The 21,982-nt window shown below is 55.2% G+C and carries 21 protein-coding genes; 12 read left to right on the forward strand and 9 right to left on the reverse strand.

The window, feature by feature from the left end:
- Window positions 1–7 precede the first annotated feature (7 nt).
- Window positions 8–463, forward strand: a complete 456-nt coding sequence (moaE, locus tag DY252_RS03980) for a molybdopterin synthase catalytic subunit MoaE (RefSeq protein WP_064787544.1) — start codon at window positions 8–10, stop codon at window positions 461–463.
- 30 nt (window positions 464–493) lie between these two features.
- Here moaE and DY252_RS03985 read toward each other — a convergent pair whose 3' ends face one another.
- From DY252_RS03985 to metX, 4 genes are all read right to left on the reverse strand, one after another.
- A complete protein-coding gene (locus tag DY252_RS03985) occupies window positions 494–781 on the reverse strand; it encodes a hypothetical protein (protein WP_063088529.1) in 288 nt (95 codons plus the stop codon).
- Between the two features lie 19 nt (window positions 782–800).
- The gene (locus DY252_RS03990) at window positions 801–1,646 is read right to left on the reverse strand and encodes a hypothetical protein (protein ID WP_231959621.1); all 846 of its coding nucleotides are present in this window, start codon (window positions 1,644–1,646) and stop codon (window positions 801–803) included.
- A 113-nt stretch (window positions 1,647–1,759) separates the two neighbouring features.
- Window positions 1,760–2,407, reverse strand: coding sequence for a methionine biosynthesis protein MetW (gene metW, locus DY252_RS03995; RefSeq protein WP_064787542.1), 648 nt, complete (start codon window positions 2,405–2,407; stop codon window positions 1,760–1,762).
- 2 nt (window positions 2,408–2,409) lie between these two features.
- Entirely contained in the window at window positions 2,410–3,570 is a 1,161-nt protein-coding gene (metX, locus tag DY252_RS04000) for a homoserine O-acetyltransferase MetX (RefSeq protein WP_129542675.1), read from the reverse strand.
- 196 nt (window positions 3,571–3,766) lie between these two features.
- Here metX and DY252_RS04005 point away from each other — a divergent pair, with 196 nt between their 5' ends.
- The 6 genes from DY252_RS04005 (at window position 3,767) to DY252_RS04030 (ending at window position 9,323) form a co-directional block, all read left to right on the forward strand.
- Complete coding sequence (locus DY252_RS04005; RefSeq protein ID WP_231959620.1) at window positions 3,767–4,639, forward strand: chorismate mutase; 873 nt, start codon at window positions 3,767–3,769, stop codon at window positions 4,637–4,639.
- 52 nt (window positions 4,640–4,691) lie between these two features.
- Window positions 4,692–5,789 (forward strand): histidinol-phosphate transaminase, encoded by a 1,098-nt coding sequence (hisC, locus tag DY252_RS04010; RefSeq protein WP_008889145.1) that lies wholly within the window; start codon window positions 4,692–4,694, stop codon window positions 5,787–5,789.
- Between the two features lies 1 nt (window position 5,790).
- Entirely contained in the window at window positions 5,791–6,756 is a 966-nt protein-coding gene (locus DY252_RS04015; protein ID WP_064787540.1) for a prephenate/arogenate dehydrogenase family protein, read from the forward strand.
- Window positions 6,757–6,868: 112 nt separating this feature from the next.
- Window positions 6,869–7,741 (forward strand): DMT family transporter, encoded by an 873-nt coding sequence (locus tag DY252_RS04020; RefSeq protein ID WP_064787539.1) that lies wholly within the window; start codon window positions 6,869–6,871, stop codon window positions 7,739–7,741.
- A 47-nt stretch (window positions 7,742–7,788) separates the two neighbouring features.
- The gene (locus DY252_RS04025; protein WP_008889148.1) at window positions 7,789–8,349 is read left to right on the forward strand and encodes a gamma-glutamylcyclotransferase; all 561 of its coding nucleotides are present in this window, start codon (window positions 7,789–7,791) and stop codon (window positions 8,347–8,349) included.
- Window positions 8,349–9,323 carry a DMT family transporter gene (locus DY252_RS04030; RefSeq protein ID WP_064787538.1) on the forward strand — a complete coding sequence of 325 codons (975 nt, stop codon included), beginning with the start codon at window positions 8,349–8,351 and terminating at the stop codon, window positions 9,321–9,323. Before DY252_RS04025 ends, DY252_RS04030 begins: the two co-directional genes overlap by 1 nt.
- 82 nt (window positions 9,324–9,405) lie before the next feature.
- On the opposite strand, the gene DY252_RS04035 is transcribed toward DY252_RS04030, so the two are convergent.
- The 4 genes from DY252_RS04035 to ftsE all read right to left on the reverse strand — a co-directional run bounded on the left by DY252_RS04035 (window position 9,406) and on the right by ftsE (window position 12,830).
- Window positions 9,406–10,248, reverse strand: a complete 843-nt coding sequence (locus DY252_RS04035; RefSeq protein ID WP_064787537.1) for a lysophospholipid acyltransferase family protein — start codon at window positions 10,246–10,248, stop codon at window positions 9,406–9,408.
- An 87-nt stretch (window positions 10,249–10,335) separates the two neighbouring features.
- Entirely contained in the window at window positions 10,336–11,064 is a 729-nt protein-coding gene (locus DY252_RS04040; protein ID WP_064787536.1) for a YdcF family protein, read from the reverse strand.
- A gap of 125 nt (window positions 11,065–11,189) precedes the next feature.
- Window positions 11,190–12,092 carry a cell division protein FtsX gene (locus DY252_RS04045; protein ID WP_008889154.1) on the reverse strand — a complete coding sequence of 301 codons (903 nt, stop codon included), beginning with the start codon at window positions 12,090–12,092 and terminating at the stop codon, window positions 11,190–11,192.
- 60 nt (window positions 12,093–12,152) lie between these two features.
- The gene (ftsE, locus tag DY252_RS04050) at window positions 12,153–12,830 is read right to left on the reverse strand and encodes a cell division ATP-binding protein FtsE (protein WP_064787535.1); all 678 of its coding nucleotides are present in this window, start codon (window positions 12,828–12,830) and stop codon (window positions 12,153–12,155) included.
- 360 nt (window positions 12,831–13,190) lie between these two features.
- On the opposite strand from ftsE, the gene DY252_RS04055 reads away from it, so the two are divergent.
- A complete protein-coding gene (locus tag DY252_RS04055; protein ID WP_082923347.1) occupies window positions 13,191–14,009 on the forward strand; it encodes a DUF3426 domain-containing protein in 819 nt (272 codons plus the stop codon).
- Window positions 14,010–14,092: 83 nt separating this feature from the next.
- On the opposite strand, the gene DY252_RS04060 is transcribed toward DY252_RS04055, so the two are convergent.
- Entirely contained in the window at window positions 14,093–16,546 is a 2,454-nt protein-coding gene (locus tag DY252_RS04060) for a DUF4175 domain-containing protein (protein WP_064787533.1), read from the reverse strand.
- Window positions 16,547–16,823: 277 nt separating this feature from the next.
- Between DY252_RS04060 and DY252_RS04065 the strand changes: the two genes are divergently transcribed.
- The 4 genes from DY252_RS04065 to DY252_RS04080 all read left to right on the forward strand — a co-directional run bounded on the left by DY252_RS04065 (window position 16,824) and on the right by DY252_RS04080 (window position 21,965).
- On the forward strand, window positions 16,824–17,321 hold the full coding sequence (locus DY252_RS04065; protein ID WP_129542676.1) for a sigma-70 family RNA polymerase sigma factor: 498 nt from the start codon (window positions 16,824–16,826) through the stop codon (window positions 17,319–17,321).
- Between the two features lie 32 nt (window positions 17,322–17,353).
- Window positions 17,354–18,274: a FecR domain-containing protein gene (locus DY252_RS04070; RefSeq protein WP_165374889.1), complete on the forward strand. Its 921-nt coding sequence runs from the start codon at window positions 17,354–17,356 to the stop codon at window positions 18,272–18,274.
- Between the two features lie 105 nt (window positions 18,275–18,379).
- A complete protein-coding gene (locus DY252_RS04075; RefSeq protein WP_064787531.1) occupies window positions 18,380–20,743 on the forward strand; it encodes a TonB-dependent siderophore receptor in 2,364 nt (787 codons plus the stop codon).
- Window positions 20,744–20,771: 28 nt separating this feature from the next.
- Window positions 20,772–21,965, forward strand: coding sequence for a PepSY-associated TM helix domain-containing protein (locus tag DY252_RS04080; protein ID WP_231959670.1), 1,194 nt, complete (start codon window positions 20,772–20,774; stop codon window positions 21,963–21,965).
- Window positions 21,966–21,982 lie beyond the last annotated feature (17 nt).

Here is a 21,982-nt window from a genome sequence, read left to right on the forward strand (position 1 = left end):
GGCGACCATGTCACGCGTTTCTGTTCAGCAACATGATTTTGACCCGGGCGCCGAACTTGCGGCTCTGACCGATGGTCGCACCGATATTGGGGCTGCGGTCAGTTTTGTCGGGCTGGTGCGCGATATTCATGGCGGCGAAAATGTTTCGGCCCTGACCCTTGATCACTATCCCGGCATGACCGAACGCGAACTGGAAAAGATCGCCGATGAGGCCGCCGATCGCTGGCCGCTTGATGATATTCGCATCATTCATCGCTTTGGCCGGATGTTGCCCGGCGAACGCATCGTTCTGGTGATCGTGCTCTCGGCCCATCGCCGCGCCGCGTTCGAGGCCTGCGACTTCATCATGGATTTCCTCAAAACCCGCGCGCCGTTCTGGAAACGCGAAGAAACCCCGGACGGTGGCGACAAATGGGTGACGGCAAAGGCATCCGATGATGCCGATGCCGACCGCTGGAAATGATGGTGGAAATAACTGCCCGACAGCGGCCCATCAGATAAATTTCGTCAGCACCGCAACCAGGGTCATCAGCCCGGTTTGCAAGGTCGCGGCATTGTTGACCTGCTGGCGCAATTGCTTCATCGCCGCTTCGTCCTCGGCGTCGACTTCCTTGGCTTCATCAAGCTGCTTGGCCTGAAGGGCGACCAGTTGGCTGGCGGCCTTATCAAGGGCCGGTTTGGATTTGACCTTCTGATCAATCGTCGCCCCCTGATAGGTCACAGCAGCAGTCGCATAGGCTTCCTGTGCGTCGGCAATCAGGGCACCGAGTGTCTGGCTCATTGTGAAATCTCCCTCTTTTCTAGTTGGTTGCGGTCTCAAGCAGGCCGGTGCCTTGGGTGACCAGTTCGGCTGGGCTCAGCTTGCCGATCTGGCTGGAAAGTTTGATGCCGTCTTCGACCGCGGTAATCAGCGACCCGACATCAAGCTTGGCATAGTTATCGATCTGTCCCTGCAACCTGTTGCCAAGGGTTGAGGCCGTCACAAAGGCGCGCAGGGTGTCGGTCTGCATCGCGCGTTCGGCCGCGATCAGGCTGTTCCATTGCTGCCACCAGGCCTCGATCAGAAGGCTTTCGGCCTCGGGGTTGTTATGGTCCTTGGTGCGGATCAGGTTCAGTTCGGCAATCAGGGTGCTGCGCCGGGTCAGGAATTGCGGCGGGGTGCGCGCGAATTCTTCGCTGATGGTGGCAAGCTGTGCGCGCAGTTTTTCCAGGATCGGGCCTGATTCTGTGACCGCCGAGGCACCCAATGCCGATCCGGCTTCGATATTATCGAAAATCGCAACGAACTGCTGATACTGGCTGCGAAGGCCCTTGAGCGTGTCCTGCCATTGGCGCGCGACGCTTGGGTCGATCTTCACCGCATCGGGATCAAGCAAGGTATCGATATTGGCCGGTGTGATCGTGCCGGTGAAATCGGTGATGTTGGTGACAAACGCGCTGCGTTTTGCCGTATCGGATTTCGGGAAGGGGGCAAATTGCGTGCTATAGGCCGCGTCATAGTGATCGAACGCCTGCTCGGTCGCGCTGCCAAACTGGGTGACCGAAAGTTTCAGCGTCTCGGCCTTCTGCGAACAGGCCGCAAGCAGGGTGATCGCGCCGATCAGAAAACTGCGGCGAACAAATTGTATGAGGATTGAATTGGTCATATCGGCCCCGTCTGATGAAGTTGCCCGATCGGGCATCAGATTTCAGACGGGGACGCGATCAGTTTGTGATCGGGTAGGGGCGATTATTCAATGAAAACGAATAATCGATCTGATTATTTGCTTAACATGAAAAGTGCCTGGTTGCCCAAAAAGTTGGAAAACCGGGTCTGGCTGCCGAGGCTGAGCTTCGATCCGCTTTCATTGAGAACCATCGACCGTTCAATCGTCAAATCCATTTCTTTGCACAGCGCAACGAAGTCCAAAACCGTGCAGAAATGGATGTTTGGCGTCTCGTACCACATGATCGGAAGGTTGGGGTTCTGCGGCATCCGGCCGCGGAACATCAGATCAAACCGTGCGCGCCAATGCCCGAAATTCGGAAACGACACAATCGCCTTGGTACCAATGCGCAGCAACTCCGACAGCACCTCTTTCGGGCGCTGGGTGGCCTGCAAGGTCTGGCTAAGGATGGCGTAGTCAAACGCCCCGTCCGGGTAATCGCGCAGATCCCGATCGGCATCGCCCTGCATCACCGGAAGTCCCTGCGCGACACAGTTGCGCACGCCTTCGTTGGACAGCTCAAGCCCCCGCCCATCAACCTTTTTGGTGCGCGTCAGATAGCCCAGAAGTTCGCCGTCGCCACAGCCGATATCAAGCACACGTGTGCCCGGTTCGATCATGTCGGCAATCAGTTGCAGGTCGACACGGATGCGATCGCTGTGGGCAGCATTGGTCGAACTGTTTGAGGTAATTTCATTCATGATTATTTCAGCCCCCGGCCTTCGGCGGCACCGTCGATGAAGCCACTCAGCACCATGTGGAAATCGGGTTCATCCAGCAGGAACGCGTCATGGCCCTTGTCGCTTTCGATCTCGACGCAGCTGACATTGCACGATGCGGCATTAAGCGCATGGGCGACAATCCGGCTTTCGGCGGTGGTAAAGCACCAGTCACTGGAAAATGACACCACACAGAACCGGGTTTTGCAGCCCTGAAAGGCCTCGGCCAGACGCCCGTCATATTCAAGTGACAGATCAAAATAATCCATCGCACGGGTGATATAGAGATAGCTGTTGGCATCAAACCGGTCGACGAAGCTTTTGCCCTGATGGCGCAAATAACTTTCAACCTGAAAATCCTGATCGAAACTATAGGTGATCGCCCCACGGTTTTGCAGTTTGCGCCCGAATTTGCGATGGAGTGCCGGTTGCGACAGATAGGTGATGTGTGCGGTCATGCGCGCGACAGCCAAGCCGCGCGAGGGTTTCTTGCCTTCCAGCAGGTAATTGCCACCACACCAGTCCGGGTCGGCCATCACCGCCTGACGCCCGACTTCGTGAAAGGCGATGTTTTGCGCCGAATGGCGGAACGAGGTCGCAATCGGGGCAGCGGCATAAACCCGTTCGGGATAGCTTTTGCACCATTCAAGAACCTGCATGCCGCCCATGGATCCGCCAATGACGGCAAACAGCATGTCGATGCCAAGCGCATCAATCAGCATGGTCTGGGCACGTACCATGTCGGCAATGGTGATCACCGGGAAATCAAGGCCCCATGGCTTGCCGGTGGCTGGATTGATTTCCTTGGGCCCGGTACTGCCAAGGCAGCCGCCGATCACGTTGCTGCAGATGACAAAATACTTGTCGGTGTCAATGATCTTGCCGGGGCCGACGATTTCGGACCACCAGCCTTCCTTGCCGGTGATCGGGTGAACGTCATCGGCAACATACTGATCTCCGGTCAGGGCATGACAGACCAGAATCGCATTGGATTTTTCGGCGTTGAGTTCGCCGTAGGTCTGATAGGCCAGGGTGAAGGGGCCGAATTCCACACCGCTATCAAGGCGCAGCTTTTCCATTTCGCCGAGCACCATGTGGTGGCCGGGAAGTGGTGGGCGCTTTTCGGTGTTAGTCGCGGTGGACATGTAAAACGGTATCCCCTGAAGTGGTGTTATCCTTGTCAACAAGGTCTGACTTTCCTGCAACGTGACAGCAGGCAACCTGTCCTAGCTAGGAATACACTGGGATTTAGTCAATCTTTTCTTTGCATTTCTGCGGCCCTGTCCTAATACTGTGCGCCGTTCAAAAGAAGAGTAGATTATGGCGTCTGACGATAAAAATTTGGCAAATCTTGACCTGAATGAGCTGCGCGGAGAGATCGACGAGATCGATCAGGCTTTGCAGTCGCTGATCATTCGCCGGACAAAGGTTGTGCAGGCCGTCGGGGCCTACAAGGACCGGATGATCGCAGCGGGTGGCAAGGTCAAGGTGCCCTATCGCCCGGCCCGTGAAGCGCGGATCATGCGCACCCTTGTTGAACGTCATGAAGGGGCCTTTCCCAAAACCGCCCTGATCCAGATCTGGCGCGAAATGATCGCGGCCGGAACGCGCCTTGAAGCGCCGTATACGGTGGCCCTTGGCCGCAATGCCGACGGGCTGGATTGCTGGGAACTGGCGCGTTTGAATTTCGGGTGTCTGAACGAAATCATTGAATTTGATACCCCGCGCGAAGCGTTCAATGCCGTTGAAGACGGGCGGGCAGCAGTTGGTGTGTTTCCCAAACCGCAACTGGGCGAGGCCCAGCCATGGTGGGTCCATCTGAGCGAGCAAAGCCCGGTGCGGGTGGTTTCAAAGCTGCCCTTTGGCGGGCGCCCGGTCGGACGCGGCGAAGATACCGAGGGTTTCGTTCTGGCAGCGATTGAACTTGAAGACAGCGGTGATGACCGGACTCTGTTTGTGGTCAGCCTGTCCAAAGAGATTTCGATGGATACCGTGCGCAAAAAAATTGCGGATGGCATCGACGGATCGGTAATCCTTGGCTTTTCTGACGATGAGGCGACGGATCGGCGTTTTGTGCTTGTTGATGTGCCGGGATTCTTTTGTAATCGCACCAATGCGTTTCAGAGCACACTGGACGCGCAAGGCCTTCGCCCCGAAAGTTTGCGGGTTGTTGGGGCCTATGCCGTGCCACTTGCCGAAGACGCACTGAGTTAAACATGCTTGGCAGCCGCGACTGGCTGCAATTTCCCCAGGGAGAATATACCTGATGTCTGCGCCCACCCCACGCCCCGGAATTCTTGATATCGCGCCGTACAAAGGCGGTAAATCCAGTGCTGACAGTGCTCAGCGCGTGATCAAATTGTCTTCGAACGAAGGCGCACTCGGCCCGAGCCCCAAGGCCATGGAAGCCCTGCGTAACACGGCAACCCGTTTGCATCGTTATCCGGATGGCGGTTGCGACGTTCTGCGTCACAAGCTGGCCGAAAAATACGGTCTGGAATTTGATCAGCTTATCTGCGGCAACGGTTCTGATGAACTTCTGACCCTGTTGATCCGTGCCTATGCCGGTCCGGGTGATGAAGTGCTGTATTCGCAGCACGGCTTTTTGATGTATCCGATTGCGACCATGGGCGTTGGTGCAACGCCGGTAACCGCGCCTGAAACCAACATGACGACCGATGTTGATGCGCTGTTGGCGGCGGTGACGGACAAAACCAAGATCGTGTTTGTTGCCAACCCGAACAACCCGACCGGCACCTATATTTCGGATGCCGAAATGAAGCGCCTGCGCGACGGTCTGCGTGAAGACATCGTTCTGGTGGTGGATGCGGCCTATGCCGAGTTCATGACCGGTCAGGAAGATTATTCGGCCGGTGAGGAGCTTGTGAAAGCGGGCAACAACACCGTGATGACCCGCACATTTTCCAAGATCTATGGTCTTGGTGGTATCCGTCTAGGTTGGTGCTATGCACCGCCGGCGATTGCCGATGTGCTGCAACGCCTGCGCAACCCGTTCAACGTGCCGCTGCCGACACAGGAAGCCGGTGCCGCCGCACTTGATGACGATGATTTCGTCAATGAATGCGTGCGCCACAATGCCGAGACGCTTTCGTGGTTCCGCGACGAGGTGAACGCGATTTCGGGCCTTAAGGCACATCCGAGCTATGGCAACTTCGTTCTCGTTGAATTCCCGGCAGAAGAAGGCAAGAACGCCGATGCTGCCAATGATTTCATGATGGCCCGTGGCGTGATCCCGCGCAAAATCGGTGCCTATGGCCTGCCGCAGATGCTTCGTATTTCCATCGGTACGAAGGAAGAAATGGAAATCTGCCTGCAGACCATCAAAGACTTTGTGAACGCATAAAATGACCAATACTGCATCCCAACCGCTGTTTGAAACTGTCGCCTTTATCGGCATGGGCCTGATCGGCTCGTCCATGGCCCGTCGCATCAAGCGTGACGGCCTTGCCAACAAAATCACCTGCGCGGTCCGATCAGAAGCGACCCGTGATCGGGTGCTTGAACTTGGCATTGCCGATGAGGCCTATTGCGACATCAAGCAGGCGGTTGGTGATGCGGATCTTGTCATGGTCTGTGCCCCGGTCGGTGCCAACGAAGCCATCGGGACGCAATTGACCGGTGCGCTTAAAAAGGGTGCGATTGTTTCGGACGTCGGGTCGGTCAAACAATCGGTCATCCGCGACATTGCCCCGCATCTGGATGAGGGTGTGCATTTCGTGCCTGGTCACCCGTTGGCCGGTACGGAACATTCTGGCCCGGATTCCGGTTTTCCGGAACTGTTTGAGGAACGCTGGTGCATCCTGACCCCGATCCCGGGCGAAAACGAAGCTGCGATTGCCAAAGTCAAAGCCCTTTGGGAAGCCTGCGGGATGTATGTTGAATGCATGGATGCCGATCATCATGACCGTATCCTTGGCATCACATCGCATCTGCCGCACCTGATTGCCTACACGATTGTCGGAACGGCAACCGATCTTGAAGATGCGCTGCGTCAGGAAGTGATCAAGTTTTCCGCAACCGGTTTCCGTGATTTTACCCGAATTGCTGCGTCTGATCCGACCATGTGGCGCGACGTGTTCCTGAACAACCGCGAAGCGGTTCTGGATGTGCTGGGACGTTTTCAGGAAGACCTGATGGCCTTGCAACGCGCCATTCGCTGGGGCGAGGGCGACAAGCTGTTTGAGCTGTTTTCGCGTACCCGTGAAATTCGCCGCGGCATTGTTGATGCCGGTCAGTATTTTGCCAATTTCTCGGCCGAAGGGGAAAACCGCAAAAGCGACGAGAAAAGTAAGAAGAAGCCAAGCGAATAATGCAGTGATGCCCGCATTGACGGGATAACCCGACGCACAACAGCCCCACATGTTGCGCCGTCCGGTCCAAGGGGAATGACATGTCTGCCACCAATCAAGCAGAGCATATCTAATGGAAAATGCTCTTTTCACGCGGATCATGCCGTTTGTGTTCGTGTTCCTCTGGAGCACGGGCTTTGTGGGGGCCAAGTTTGGTCTGCCCTATGCAGATCCCTTCGTTTTCCTGTTTGTCAGATTTGTCATCGTCCTGATCCTGATGATCCCGGTGATCTTCCTGATGGGTGCGAAATGGCCCAAGACCTGGCGTGAGGCCGCCCATATCGGCACGACAGGCGTGCTGGTGCACGGGGTGTATCTTGGCGGGGTGTTCTGGGCGATTGATACGGGGCTGCCTGCCGGGCTTGCCGCATTGATCGTTGGCTTGCAGCCGGTTGTGACCGCATCGGTCGTTGGGTCCATTTTGGGCGAACGGGTTTCGATGCGCCAATGGGGCGGCTTGATCCTGGGGCTGATCGGGGTGGCGCTGGTTTTGCTGCCCAAGATTGGCGATGGTGTTGGCATTACCCCGTTTGGCATCGGGCTTGCGGTTTTTGCGCTGTTTGGCATGACTGCGGGCACCCTTTATCAGAAACGTTTTTGCACCGGCATGGAACTGATGAGCGGCACAGTCGTTCAATATGTTGCAGCCAGCGTGTTTGTCGGGATCGTTGCCCTGATCAAGGAACCCTTGCAGGTTGAATGGAGCATGAATTTCATTCTGGCCATGGCGTGGCTGGTGCTGGTGCTGTCGATCGGGGCGATCATGTTGTTGATGGTTCTGATCAAGCAGGGCGAAGCTACCCGTGTGGCCAGCATGTTCTATCTTGTGCCGCCAACAGCCGCGTTTTTTGCCTGGCTTCTGTTTGACGAGCAACTTGGCGTGCTTGGCTTTGCCGGGTTTGCAATTGCCGCCCTTGGGGTGGCATTGGTGATCATGAAGCGTTAGTTTCGCGTAATTCTAAGAGATCAGAAAGCTAGTTAGCGGAGGAATGCGTGAGCGACGCGCGCGAAAAATGGGTGTTTGGATACGGGTCGCTGTTGTGGCGGCCGGGCTTTGAATTTGTCGAGTGCGCACGTGCGTTGCTGCCCGGCTATCACCGGTCGTTTTGTATCTATTCCCATCATTATCGCGGCACGCCGGAAAATCCGGGGCTGGTTCTTGGCCTGAACAAGGGCGGGGAATGTGTTGGCAACGCGTTTCTCATTGCTGAGGAAAACTGGTCAAAGGTGAAAGCCTACCTGGATGAGCGCGAACTTGTGACCAACACCTATATCCCGGCCGATGTCGAGGTTGAGCTTGCAGACGGACGCAAGGTGATTGCGCACACCTATGTCGCCGATCCGACCCATGAACAATATGCTGGCAATCTGCCGGTCCGTACTGCGGTCGAAATCATTGTTGCGGCCCATGGCAATGTTGGGCCGAACCTTGAATATCTGGAAAACACGGTGCGCCATCTTGATGAAATGGGCATCATTGATCCGCCCCTGCACGATCTGATGGATCTGGTGCGGCGCGAATATGGCGAGATCAATATGGGGGCCGGGATCTGATGAGCCAGTCAAACGGAACGACTGTTTCTGCCGCCCAGACTGGGTCGCAGACGCCACTGACGATGGCCTATCTGATGTTGGTGGCCTGTTCGTTGATGTGGGGCTCAAACCACGTTGTGGCGCGCGGCATCAATGAAACGGTCCCGTTCGAGGCCCTTTCATTCTGGCGCTGGATCGTTGCGATATGTTTGCTGTTGCCGTTCTGCTTTAAGTATCTGCGTCGCGATCTGAAAATCATGGCCGACCACAAATTGTCGATGTTCCTGATCGGCTTTACCGGTGTGTTCCTTTTTTCTGTGGTGATTTATCTGGCGGCCTATAACACCACGGCGGTCAATACCGGGCTTTTGAATGCGACAACGCCGATCTGGGTTCTGTTGTTTGCAGCCCTTTTGACGGCAGACAAGCCACGCCTTGGTCAATGGGCTGGCGTGCTGGTCGCCGGGGCCGGAACCGCGACGATCATCGCCAAGGGCGACCCATCTTTCTTTGCCAGAATGGATTTCGTTCTGGGCGATGTGCTGGCGATGATGTCGGCCATGGTCTGGGCCGCCTATTCTATGTTTTTGAAACGCGCGCCCAAGGGTGTTCATCCGCTAAGCCTTGTGTTTGTATCGGCCCTGATCGGTTTGTGTTTCTTAACACCGCTTTATGTCTGGGCGCTGGTGGTTGATGGAAAGCCGTTCTTCACCACGCTTGATCCGGTTTGGCCGGATATGATCAAGATTTTCTATATCGGGGCGGGCCCGGCGTTTCTGGGATACATGTTCTGGAACAGGGGCGTGTCGCTTGTGGGGCCGGCCAAGGCGGGCGTGTTCATGTATCTGATCCCGGTCTGTTCAAGCGGCCTTGCCATCGCGTTTCTGGGCGAGGCGCTGCATCTTTATCATCTGGCGGGCATTGTTTTGATTGTGTCGGGCATCTGGCTTGTGACCCGTAAAAAGACAGAGCGCGTTCGCGTCACAAAGCCGTAGAGCTTTTAAGCGATAAAAAAGGCCCGCATACCAGATGGTGTTGCGGGCCTTTTTATGTGTTGTGACGCTACGCGCAGGCGGTTCAGGAGACCTTGTCTTGCGCGGTGTCTTTGACAGGGGCCTTGTTGGCTGTCGCGCTTAGTTGCGCGTCCTCTTTTTCCTGCTTCGCATCAATGTCATCAGAGGTCAGCATCGGCAGATGGAATTCTGTTTGTGCCTCGGCCTCAAGCTCGCGCGTGCGGGTATCGATGCGGTGCTTGATTTCCTTCATGAAGGTCTTGCGATCAAGGCCCGGCTCCATGGCCGGCAAGAATTCCATGGTGACGCGACCGCCATATTTCATAAAGCTGTCGCGACCCCAGAACATGCCGGAATTAAGCGCGACCGGAATAACCTTTGTGTCCGGGAAGGCCTTGTAAAGCGCGAAAATCCCCGGATGATACGGACGGTTGGAGCCCGGCGGGGTACGCGTGCCTTCGGGGAAAATGATCACCTGACGGTTTTCCTCAAGCGCCTTGGACGCACCCTTGATCATGTCTTTGAGGGCCTGACTGCCTGCCGACCGATCAACGGCAATCTGGCCTGACAGGATCAGGAATTGCCCGACGAGCGGAATGCGCGTGAGTTCCTTTTTCAGGATATAGGCTGGATCAGGAACCACCGTATGGAAGGTCAGGGTTTCCCATGCGGACTGATGTTTGGCGACAATGATGCACGGACCGTCTGGCAGATTTTCCAGACCGGTGAAGCGTTTGCGCATGCCCACCGAGTAGCGCAGCATGAACTGAATGAGGCGACACCAGGCATGGCCGACGAACTGGTTGGCCTTGCGCCCAAACAGCATCAGCGGCAACAGAACAATGCACAAAAGCGCCGTTCCACCGAAAAACAACACGTTAAACAGTAACGCGCGCAGGGTAATCATTCAGACAAATTCCTTACAGCCATGGTCCTGACCTTAAATATTCACTGTTTTGTAACAGCAATATGACGATCAGAAAATGCCGATTGTTCAGCCATCCTTGCGCGCCGTGTTTGAGGCGGAATAGTCATCAAGGTCCGGTGCATCCTTCACAGGGCCACCGGGGCTGCGCAGTGCGGCGCGGTCACCGTTTGGCAACCAGTTGAGCAGCGTGTTGCGCAGGCTGGCAAAGACGTATTTGTTATATTCACTGGCGATCAGGGCGCTGCTGCCGGGGAAACGCCACCAATTGTCGACCTTGACGTTATCGGGGAAGACCGGATGGGCGACGATTTCAACATCTGGCATCAGGCTTTTGAATTCCAGAAGTGACCTGGGCATATGATAATTGGCGGTCACGATGCGCAGGCTTTTGAAACCTTCCTCATACATCCAGACAGCGGTTTCAATCGCATTGCCGCGGGTGTTTTCAGCGACATGGCCCAGAACAACACAACAGGCGATCAGGCGCGGATCGGATTTGCCGACCGACAGAAGTTCGTCGACTTCAACCCCGCGATAGACACCCGATATGAACAGCTTGTCGGCAAGACCGCGCACCAGAAGACGGCGGCCTTCGGACAGGCGTTCGCTGCCGCCGGTCAGCACGACAATGGCGTCGGTGCGTTGGGTCGTGTTTTCAACCGTTTTGGGGATGTAATCGACATACCAGATGAAGCCCGCCGCCCAGACCAGCGCGCAGAAAATCAGTGTGGAAAGCAAAAAACGAAACCGCCGGAACCGGCGGCGATGTTGCACACTCAGCGGGGGCTTGTTCATGAAGGCGTGCCTGAATAGCGGCGGTCTGGCATGAATTCGGATCTCCTCAAGGGGACAAAGAGGGCCAAGGCCATGATCCCAAAAGGGAAGTGGTAACAACCGACTATACGAAGACCGTGAGCGGGTTACAACATCCGGTGTAGGACACGAAGCACAGTTCGGTTGGCGGTGATGCCCGCCACCAATGCGACAATAAACGGAATGGCGACGATCAGGCCAATAAAGGTCGGGCTGAGAACCAGCGATGGCACCGGCCAGCCAGCCCGCAATCCGAGCCAACCAATCAGGGCCGAAACCGGCAACGCGATCAAAAGGCCGATCAGTGCGCCAAAGAAGGCAAGGCGTCGATTATGACGGCCGAACTGACTGGCGATATAGCCATCCTGTGCGCCAATCAGATGCAGCAATTCAATGATGCGATGATGGATCGAAAGGCCTGATCTGGTGGCAAACACCACTGAGAGCATGGTCGCGCCAAACAGCACGACAATCAAAAGGGCCAATGCCAGTTCAACCGAAAAGGCGACATCGGCGATGCGTTCGATCCAGATGCGATGATCATCAAGCACGGCTTCGGGCGCGATGACGCCAAGGCGGCTTTCAAGCGCATCAAAGTTAAAACCGGTTTCAGGCGTGACTTCGATAATGCGCGGAATGGGCAGTTCGCTGATGACTTCGTCCGGGCCCAGCCAGGGTTCAAGCAGGGCGGCCATGGTGTCGGGGCTGAGTTCCTCGATCCGGGCGATGCCGGGCAGGGTGGAAACCTGTTCGATGATGCTATCGACCGTGCCTTGCAGGGCGGCTTCGCGTTCGGCGGGGGATCGGTTGGCAAGCTCGGTCGGGGGAACCTGGATCGACAGGCTGCCTTCGATCTGGCCGGACCATTGGCCGACACTGTCATGCAGGGCCGCCAGCCCGACGATGGAGAAGGTCAGGAGCGCAACCATCAGGGCGACGATGCTCGGCAAAAAGCGCGAGGACGAATCGCTTTCAAGAGGGAGGTGCGATGGAGGTGCGCGAAATGCCATGATCGTGTGTTGGTCCTGTTGATCCCGTGTTTGCGAAGCTTGGACTTGGTGTGTCGGGTTTCAGCCGCTGTTGGTGACGTCGTGCAAGGTACCACCTTCGAGCAACCATTGGGTATGGCCAAACCGCCGGACAAGTTGCCGGTTGTGGGTTGCGATCAGAACGGTGGTGCCGAGTTTGTTGAGCTCTTCAAACAGATAGAGCAACCGCATGGCGATTCGGTCATCCACGTTACCGGTCGGTTCATCGGCCAGCAGAAGGGCCGGACGGCCAATGACGGCACGTGCGATGGCAACGCGCTGTTGCTGCCCACCTGACAGGCGCGAGGGTTGCGCATTGATGTGATCACCCAGACCAACCCATTCGAGAAGTTCGGTGACGTTCTTGCGAATCTGAAGATCCTCGACACCGGCAACGCGCAGTGGCAAGGCAACATTTTCAAACGTCGTCAGATGATTGATCAGCCGGAAGTCCTGGAATACGACACCGATCTTGCGGCGAATCGCAGGCAGTTCTTCACGCGGGATGCGGATATTGTCGCGCCCGAAGATCGAAATTTCGCCGCGTGTCTGACGCAAGGCCAAAAATAAAAGCCGCATCAGTGTGGACTTGCCCGCACCCGATGCCCCGGTCAGGAAATGAAAACTGCCGCGACCGAGCGAAAAATTCAGGTCGCGCAGGATTTCTGGCCCGGATTCATAGCGGACTCCGACATTCCTGAAACTGACAACGTCGGTCAAAATTCTTGCTCCATAAGGCCGAATGACGGTTGTGTTGGTGGTCGCCACAGCAGTTTATAACCGCTTTCGCCATTATCTGACAGGGTTGGAAAGTAGCGTTGTCATGACAATATCGAAAATGAATTAACCGGTTTGGGCGGTTTGTCGTCTATTCTGGATACCACGAACAGCCACGTTAGCCACTGGTTTGACACCCAAATCCGGGCAGCTTCTGTTATCTGTGCTTAACAGTCTGTTAAATCGCCGCTATTTACATATAGTGTAAGGCTTCACTGACGGCACAGGGGGACCGTCAGTCGCAGACAGTTTCACGCCTTCCCCCGTGTTTGATGCCGCCGTCATCGATATGCCAGGTTTGCAATGATCATTACTTGCCCAGAGTGTTCCAAGAAATACTCAGTTAAAACAGAAGCAATCGGCCCGAAAGGCCGAACCGTGCGCTGTAAAAGCTGCGGCAATAGCTGGCATCAGGACCCACCTGGCGCAAAGAAGCCAGCCCCGGCACCCGAAAGTGATATTCCGGCCCCGTTCAATGAAGAGGGGTCGCTTGGTGCTGATTTCAATGCAGATCAGATGGGCGGTGGGCCGGTTGATCCCGGCTTTGAAAATGCAGAACGGATTCCAGATCCGCCCCCGATTCCCCAGCAGCTGATTCGCAACAATCCAAAGCCGGAGCCCAAAAAGAAAAAGGGCATTGTTGGCTGGATCATCTTCCTGCTTATTTTGGGTGGAATCGGTGCGGGCGGTTATTTCGCCAAGGATCAGATCATCGAGCTGTGGCCGCCAATTGCCAAGGTCTATGACATGGTCGGGCTTGATGTGCCCCATGTTGGCGAAGGCCTTGATATCCGCGAATTGCCGCCAACCCGCGAAGAAGAGGACGGCGTTGACGTTCTTGTTGTTCGCGCCGAGATCGTCAATATCAGCGAAGAGCCGCGTGCGCTTCCTTACCTTTTGATCGAGCTTCTTGATCCGCTTGATCGTGTGGTACAGCGCAAGAAGGTGCCGCTGATTTATGATGAATCGCTGGTTCAGTCCGGTGCGGAGATGCCGATGGTGCAACAGATGCTGCCGGTTGGCGAAAGCATGGAAGTCGAAACCAAGATCCGGCGTCCGAACCCGACGGCAACCCGCCTGCAGGTCACTTTCCTTGACCCGCGCGAGGCGGTTGAGCCCTAAGCGGTTCGCGCAAACATTCTGATTATGCGAAAGGCAGCACAACGCGTGCTGCCTTTTTTGTTTTGGGGGTTTCAGTGGCCTGATCAGAAGCGTTTGAGCAAGCGGTCGATATATTCCTGTTCGATTTCCGGGCGTTCGGGATCACCGGACCGGCGGCGGAGTTCCTGCAAAATGCGCCAGGCCCGTTCGAGCGTGTTCACATCCGGGATGGTGGTGGTGCCATCGCCACCGACGGGCCGACCCAGCGGATCACGGCGCCCGGACCCTTCGAGGTCTTCGAGCATCGGGGCGAGCTGGCTGAGCCCTTCCAGCGCGCGGCTGATTTCGCCAATGCCCTGTTGCAGGGCATCCATGGCCTGTCGCTGATATTGCAGGGCCTCGTGCGATCGGTTGTTGCCAAGTGCCTCTGCCGCGCCGCGCATGGCATCAATCACCGAATTCATGCCACTGACATCGCCAAACTGGCCAAGACCGGGATCGTTCAGGATTTCACCGGCATCGTCGGCAAGACCCTGTTGCTGATTTGCGCGCGGACCATTGCCGTTTTGGGTGGAGGCACTGTCGCCTTCATTCATCAGGTCCTGCTGACGGCGCGACAGATCACGCATGCCGTCCAGCATCTCACGCAGCGTCGATGTGATATCCATGCCGCCCTGACCGGTGGTGACCTGCATGTTTTCGACCAGTTCGCGCAGACGATCAATCAACTGGCGGGCCTGATCACGTGCACCGGCACGCATCAGGGCATCGATCTGATCAATGATGCGTGACAGGTCCTGTTGTTCAAGCGTCGCACTGCCGGGCGGGAGTTCTTCCTCGGCCTGTTCCGGGCTTTCGCGCATCATGGCGGCAAGATATTCATTCAACGCCTGACGATACTCATCAATCAGGCGGGCAATTTCACTTTCGGTGACATCGGGGTTGGCAAGGGCCTCAAGCAGGCGTTCCTCCGCCTCCATCAAATTACGTTCGGCAATGCCGTAGCTGCCACGTTCAATCTCTTCGGCGACATGCCACAGAAGGCCTGCGACATCCTGATGGGTGGTGCGGTTTTGCAGGTTGGATGCCAGCCTGCTTTCGGCCACGGAAAGGGTCAGGAATACACCCAGATGACCGTTAAAGGCTTGCGGGGCGAACAGGATCGGCAGCAACGCCTGATGCATTTCAAGTGCGCGGTCGGGATAGCGCAGCAGGCCGCGGCGGATCGCAATCAGCTTTTGCGCCACCGGATGGCTGAATTCCCGTTCGGGCAGCATCAGGGAGCGGATATCGCTTTCGCCGCGTTGATCGGCATTGTCGTTTGATACCATCTGGATATTGACCGGCAAACCCGCCCAGGGATGGGCGACAAGATCAATAAAGCGCGGGCCTTCGATGCGGGTCGGCATGGCGCCTGCGCTGCTTGTAACGCCAGCGGCGTCGCCCTTGAGATCGATCACCACCTGGTCAATCGGGCCATATTGCTTGATCGTGCCGTCCTCGGCCGCAGGCGTGATCACTAGATCAAGACTGGCGAGCCCATAATCATCACTGGCGACGTAATCAAGGCGGACATGATCGCGCCGGGTGATGGTCGGGGGGCTAACGAAGGACAGGCTTGGCACATTATCGGCCAGCAATTCGATATCAAGGGTCAGCCGGTCATTGCCCCAGACCGATATGCGCCATTGGCCCGGCTGATCAATGGCGGTCGACAGCACATAGCTGTTCTCGGCCCCCTCGGTAAAGGATTGCGCGCCGGTCGGGGTGGTCAGGGTCGGTTCCCAGATGCTTGTGATGCTGCCATCAAGGGTCGATCCCGCCGGGACCTGAACAGTGATGACGTCACTGGTCTTGTCAGATGTCGTATTACCTGTGTTTTCGGATTGGCGGGCACCTGTGGCATCGGCATCGGACAGCGCACTGAAATGCAAGATGCGCGGTATTTGCCCGGTATAGGCCGGTGGGGTGACCCAAAGGGTGGCACTGAAGTCGGCGGCACCAAGGCGCTGAAGCGGGCTGAAGGCCTTTGAAAAGCGTTCCTCGGCATGGTCAAGGCCGGTCATCAGGCCGACAAACACCAGCAACACGGGAATGGCGGTCAGGCCAAAGCGATCAACCCGGGTAATCGCGGGCAGGGGACGCGACAACCGGAGCTTTGCCAGTGCGGCTTCATGCAGGCCCAGTTGACGCTGCCAGAGGTAGCTGGTCAGTGGGTCGTCGGTTTCGGGGACGTGATCTTCAAGGCTTTGCAGCGGGTTGTTATCAAGCTGGTTGTCCACCTCGATCCGGTGCAGGACGTCCCGGCGCGCCGGCATTTTGAAATTGCGCCATGGCGCGACCACGGCAACCATGACCGCGACCGACAGCACGGACAGCAGCATGATATGTCCGGTGGCGGGGAGAAGTTCAAACGTTCCGGTCAGGGTCAGGCCAACGACCAGCAACCCGATCGAAAGGGCTGGGATCAGACAGGGCCAGACAGATTCCCACACCATCACCAAGCGCGTCTTGCGCACATGGCGTTCCATCTTGGGATAGGGTGGTATCAACGACATGGGTTCGGTGTTCCCGTTAAACGCGAAGTTCCCTTCTTAGAGTTTGTGGTTGCAGGGGTTCAGGTCAAGTTATTCCACCGCCATGAGGTAAATAATTAGGTCGCACCCGATGAAAGTTTTCGCGGCATGACGACCGGTGGACGTCCGGCTTAATCCCCGCATGCGTGCAGGTAGTCGCGGAAAATATTCAAAGACCTACTGATATTCTAATTGACAATGAAAATGCGAATTAATATCAAATAAATGATATTTGCCAAACCATGCGTTCAAGATCTCCATGCATATTTGCAACGTCGAAAACCTATATAACGAGCACAACACCTGGTTAAAAACCTGGCTTGGGACGAAACTGGGCTGTGGTTATCAGGCGGCCGATCTGGCGCAGGATACGTTTGTGCGTGTGCTGATGCGGCATGACGAGCTGAAGTCGGTTCATCTTCAGCGTCCGCGTGCGTATCTGAGAGTGATCGCGAAAGGGCTGTTGATAGACCACTTTCGCCGTAAAAGTGTTGAGCGCGCGTTTCTAGAAGCCTTGGCTCTGCTTCCGGAACCAGAGGTGATTTCCCCGGAAGAACAGAAAATTCTTTTGGAAACCATTCAGCTTATAGACGCTGCATTGGACCGTTTGCCCGCACAGGTGCGAGAAGTGTTCCTGTTGTCGCAAATTGAAGGGGCGACATACGCCGAAATCGCGTCCCGAATGGATATTTCTACAAGAACGGTCAAAAGATATATGCAAAAGGGCTTTGCCCAATGCCTTTTGGCTATGGCGTAACGGCCATGACGTCGAAATCATCCCGTCAAATCATGGAAGAAGCCGCCGGATGGTTAACATCCATGCAGGAAGGCCAATTTGGCGCGGACGAGGAAATGGCCCTGACTGCCTGGCGAAGCAGAAGTCCACAGCATGAAGAGGCATGGCAGAAAGCCCAGAATCTGATGGGTATGATTGATGCTGTGCCCGGGAATATGCGGCAAAAAATATGGGGCCGTGAGCGCATCAGCCGTCGTGCCGCGATCAAGGCAATCGCGTCCATCCTGATGTTGGCGCCTGTTTGCAAATTTGCCTGGGATGAATGGCCGGGGCTTTTGGCTGACTACAAGACAGCAACCGGCGAAACCCGGAAGTTCATCCTGCCTGATGGTAGCCAACTCTATTTGAACACCAATTCACACGTTGATTTACGGTTTGACGCAGCTGCACGGCGGATCGAACTGGTTGACGGTGAGATTTTGGTGCAAACGGCAAAAGCCGGGTCAGTCGGTTTGGACAGGCCGTTTATTGTTCAGACCAAGTTCGGGACTATCCGTGCCTTGGGAACACGCTTTGCCGTGCGTCAATTTGAACGGGCTGAAATCCGGGTTGACGTTTATGAACATGCCGTTGCGATCAATCCAGTGTCAGCTGAGGCAGAAACACGGATTAGCAAAGGCCAGTCGGCTAAATTTAATCCGTCACAAGTTCTTAAGCTGTCGTCACTGCACCGACAGGAACCTTCATGGGTTCAGGGGCAGATTATCAGCGACAATATGAAGCTGGGCGATTTGATCGCAGAAATGTCGCGTTATCGCACTGGTGTTTTGCGCTGTGATCCGGCGGTTGCAGATTACAGGGTTTCAGGTGTTTTCCAACTAGCGCAGATAGATATCGCTTTGAACATTATTGCCAGCAGCCTGCCGGTTCGTATCCGCCGCATAACGCCGTACTGGATACTCGTAACTGAATAAAAATCAAAAAAAAATCACGCGCCCTTGTCCCCTTTTCGCATCTCGCTCGGCATACCCAGTAGAAATGCGAAAAAAGCTTAACGTCATCAAAGGAGACCCTGGGGGATGATGGAATTTAACCATGGTGCGCGGACCAAGAATGGTTTCTGGAGCCGTTCAACCAAATTGACCGGATCGATGCTTGGAATGGGGCTTGGGGGCTTCGGCCTCGGTCTCATGCTGGGAATGCCGCCGGTTAGCGTCGCCTACGCCCAAGAGCAGGCCATTGTTCAGAAGACCTATGAGATCCCGGCTGGGCCTTTGGGGCAGTCGCTTAATACATTTGCGAGTGAAGCCAGAATTACCCTTTCGTTCTCGCCCGATCTGGTGTCGGGAAAAATGGCGCCCGCGCTTTCGGGGGATTATAGCACCGTTGCAGGTTTGCAAACTTTGTTGCTTGGCTCAGGGTTGCGCGTTGTTGATGAAGGTGGCGCATATAAAATAACCAAAAGCGAACAGAGCGCGGTCGTGCTTGCGCCGATCAATGTTTATGGTCGTCAAAAGAATGACAGTGCCAAAGATATTCCACAGCGTGTTCAGGTTGTCGATCATCAGGCTGTTGAATTAACGCAGGCCAATCAGATTGGCGAAGTGATGCGCTTGATCCCGAACGCATCACGTTCGGGATCTTCGCAGGACATGTTTGCGGATAACTACCGAATTCGTGGCTACGATGCGGCACAGTCAACGAACGGTCTTGGTTTTACCCGAACAGATCATCCGACCGATCTTGCCAATGTTGAGCGTATTGAAGTGCTTTATGGTCCGGCTTCTGTGCTTTACAGCCAGATGGAGCCGGGCGGCACAATCAACGTTGTGACAAAACAGCCGCTGCCGTATTTCCATTCGGAGGGCAAAGTCCAAGCGGGGAGCTACGACAGTTACCGGGGCGAATTCGATGTTACCGGCCCGGTTAATGATCGACTGCGGGTCAGGATGAATGCCGCCTATGAGGATAAAGGTTCCGCACTGGATAATTGGGGCTATTCCCATAAATTCTTTGCGCCGAATGTGACGGTCGATTTGACAGACGATACCAACCTGACTATCGAAGGCAGTTACTCGGAAAACGGTTGGACGGCGATCAATGCGGGTACGCCGTTTGCGGGGGCTGTTACGGATAACCCCAATGGCAAATATGCCAAATCGTTCAATGTTGCCTCTGGGGACAGTTTTACGGATCGCGACTCCTATAACGTTAATACGCGTCTTACCCACGCCCTGACAGACAGCCTGGATGCACGTTTCAGCTATAGCTTCACCCGAAATGCTTCCGATTTTATGGAGTATTACTCAACTGGGCTGGCTGCGGACAACCGCACGGTTAATCGGCGTGTTTTCATTGGCGAAAATACCCGCAGGGACGATCATGAAGTCATTCTTGACCTGACAGGTGAAGTCGAAACAGGTGCCTTCGAGCACAAGTTTATTACGGGACTGAATTATCGCTATTCCGACGATGACAGGCCCACCAAGATATTCAATGTTGGTTCAATCGACCTGTATAATCCGCAATACACAAACGCCACTTTGCTTGCAGGGAATCAGGTTCGTGACAGAACGACCTTGCAAGAAGATACAGTAATGGCCGCCTTCCTTCAGGACAGGGTAACCTGGAATGATGATTGGCATTTCCTGGCAGGTGTGCGTTTCATCAATTCAGAACAGTCACAAACCACCATCAATAATTCGACTTCTGTCAGAACTGTTGATCAAGTTGACCAGTCAGACCTGATTACCCAATTCGGGATCATTCATGACCTGACAAAGAATGTTTCTGTTTATGCCAGCCGCAGTGAATCTTTTGTGCCGCAACAAGGTACGACGTCGGGTAAAAGGCCGCTGGAAGCCGAGCAGGGCACACAATATGAGATCGGTACAAAGTTCGATTTCGGCGGTCTGCAGGCAAGTGTGACCGGCTTTGTCCTGACCAAAGATAATATCGCCATCGAAGATCCGGCCGATGATGATTTTGAAGTTGCTGAGGGGCAATCACGATCCAAGGGGATTGAGCTTTCGCTGTCGGGAAATGTTCTGCCCCAACTTTATCTTGCGGCCAATTATGGATTTACCAAAACCAGCATCCGCAAAACCGACGATCAGTCTCTGGTTGGGAACAGCTTTGCTAACGTTCCAAAGCACACCGCATCGCTTCAGGGGCGCTATGATTTCAGCAATGTACCGGGGCTGAGCATTGGCAGCACGGTCGCCTATGTCGGCGATCGTTACGCCGAGGATGCAAATACAACCAAGTTGCCAAGCCACGTGCGTGCTGATTTGGGGGCGTTTTACACCATCGACGACAACCTGAAGATGGATTTTCTCGTCAGCAATCTGTTTGACGAGGAAATCTATTCGCCGGGTTCTATTAGCGGTGTTGTCCGTGAAGAGGGGCGCGTCTTCACCGCCAGTCTGACATACACCTACTAGTATGAAATTCAGGCAAAAACTGGTGCTTATGCACCGCTATGTCGGGCTGGTTATGGCAGGTTTCCTGATCATAACCGGCCTTAGCGGTGTTGTTTTGGTCTGGTACAACGAACTTGATACATTAATCATCCGGCTTCATTCTGCCAGCCCTCAGCCGAACACCCGGCAAGACGACCATCATTTGGCATTGTCACCCTTTGAATTGCGGACGCGAACAGATCGCGCATTTCCGGACGCAAACGTTAATTGGATGATGGTTGACCCGCCTGCATCGCGGGATCTTGTCTTGTTTTATCTGGACGCAAAAACACGGTCGGATGGCACGGTTGTCAGCCTGCCATATGACGAAGTTTTTGTGGATCGATACAGCGGCGAAATCGTCGGCCAAAGGCGGTGGGGCGATATTTCACAAGGTGTCATCAACCTGATGCCGTTTCTGTATCGTCTTCATCAATCCTTGGTATTGGGGAAACTGGGAACCACGCTGTTGGGGGTAATTTCCCTGCTTTGGCTGGTGGACTGTTTTGTCGGCCTTTATCTGACATTTCCGGTCAGGTCGCGTGGTTTGCCATCCCGGTTCCGGCAATGGAAAAAGGCCTGGAAAATTCGCTGGATGGGCGGGCGATATAAGATGACCTTCGATCTTCATCGGGCCGGATCGGTATGGGCATGGATATTTTTGTCCATGTTCGCGCTGAGCAGCATTGCGATGACACTGGAAAACGAAGTCTATCGTCCGGTCATGTCCGTGTTCATGGATTTTCAGGATACTGTGCCGCCATCTGATCGGCATGTTTTGCCAAAGAAAGATACGCCTGAAATTGGCTGGGAACGGGGGTTTGAACTTGCATCCGGCTATCTGGATGATTTGGCCCGCGATCAAGGTTTTATGGTTCTGGCCCGCGAACGTTTTGCCTATTATCCCGACCAAAATATCTTGAAGCTCATGTCGCGAACGAGTCTTGATGTGAATGATACATTTGGGCAAACATGGGTCTTCATTGATGCATCAACCGGCCAAGAAGCCGGGTATCAGTTGCCGACCGGTGCGGCGGCGGGAGATACATTTACGGTTTGGCTGACATCACTACATATCGCGCGAATAGGCGGGCTGCCTTATCGTGTCTTGGCAAGCTTCATCGGGGTGTTGCTTGTTGTGGTTACGGTGACAGGTGTTTTGATCTGGTGGCGTAAGCGACAGTCCAGGGGCATGACCCGTTGATCATTTCGTGTTGCGAG

It is taken from the genome of Thalassospira indica (assembly GCF_003403095.1).
GTDB classification, from domain to species: Bacteria; Pseudomonadota; Alphaproteobacteria; order Rhodospirillales; family Thalassospiraceae; genus Thalassospira; species Thalassospira indica.

Coding starts and splice junctions, on each gene's coding strand:
- DY252_RS04065 (WP_129542676.1), top strand. CDS start 16,824: ATGCATATTTGCAACGTCGAAAACCTATATAACGAGCACAACACCTGG.
- moaE (WP_064787544.1), top strand. CDS start 8: ATGTCACGCGTTTCTGTTCAGCAACATGATTTTGACCCGGGCGCCGAA.
- DY252_RS03985 (WP_063088529.1), bottom strand. CDS start 781: ATGAGCCAGACACTCGGTGCCCTGATTGCCGACGCACAGGAAGCCTAT.
- DY252_RS04075 (WP_064787531.1), top strand. CDS start 18,380: ATGATGGAATTTAACCATGGTGCGCGGACCAAGAATGGTTTCTGGAGC.
- DY252_RS04080 (WP_231959670.1), top strand. CDS start 20,772: ATGCACCGCTATGTCGGGCTGGTTATGGCAGGTTTCCTGATCATAACC.
- DY252_RS04070 (WP_165374889.1), top strand. CDS start 17,354: ATGGAAGAAGCCGCCGGATGGTTAACATCCATGCAGGAAGGCCAATTT.
- metX (WP_129542675.1), bottom strand. CDS start 3,570: ATGTCCACCGCGACTAACACCGAAAAGCGCCCACCACTTCCCGGCCAC.
- DY252_RS04035 (WP_064787537.1), bottom strand. CDS start 10,248: ATGATTACCCTGCGCGCGTTACTGTTTAACGTGTTGTTTTTCGGTGGA.
- DY252_RS04015 (WP_064787540.1), top strand. CDS start 5,791: ATGACCAATACTGCATCCCAACCGCTGTTTGAAACTGTCGCCTTTATC.
- DY252_RS03990 (WP_231959621.1), bottom strand. CDS start 1,646: ATGACCAATTCAATCCTCATACAATTTGTTCGCCGCAGTTTTCTGATC.
- metW (WP_064787542.1), bottom strand. CDS start 2,407: ATGAATGAAATTACCTCAAACAGTTCGACCAATGCTGCCCACAGCGAT.
- DY252_RS04030 (WP_064787538.1), top strand. CDS start 8,349: ATGAGCCAGTCAAACGGAACGACTGTTTCTGCCGCCCAGACTGGGTCG.
- DY252_RS04040 (WP_064787536.1), bottom strand. CDS start 11,064: ATGAACAAGCCCCCGCTGAGTGTGCAACATCGCCGCCGGTTCCGGCGG.
- hisC (WP_008889145.1), top strand. CDS start 4,692: ATGTCTGCGCCCACCCCACGCCCCGGAATTCTTGATATCGCGCCGTAC.
- DY252_RS04045 (WP_008889154.1), bottom strand. CDS start 12,092: ATGGCATTTCGCGCACCTCCATCGCACCTCCCTCTTGAAAGCGATTCG.
- DY252_RS04020 (WP_064787539.1), top strand. CDS start 6,869: ATGGAAAATGCTCTTTTCACGCGGATCATGCCGTTTGTGTTCGTGTTC.
- DY252_RS04060 (WP_064787533.1), bottom strand. CDS start 16,546: ATGTCGTTGATACCACCCTATCCCAAGATGGAACGCCATGTGCGCAAG.
- DY252_RS04055 (WP_082923347.1), top strand. CDS start 13,191: ATGATCATTACTTGCCCAGAGTGTTCCAAGAAATACTCAGTTAAAACA.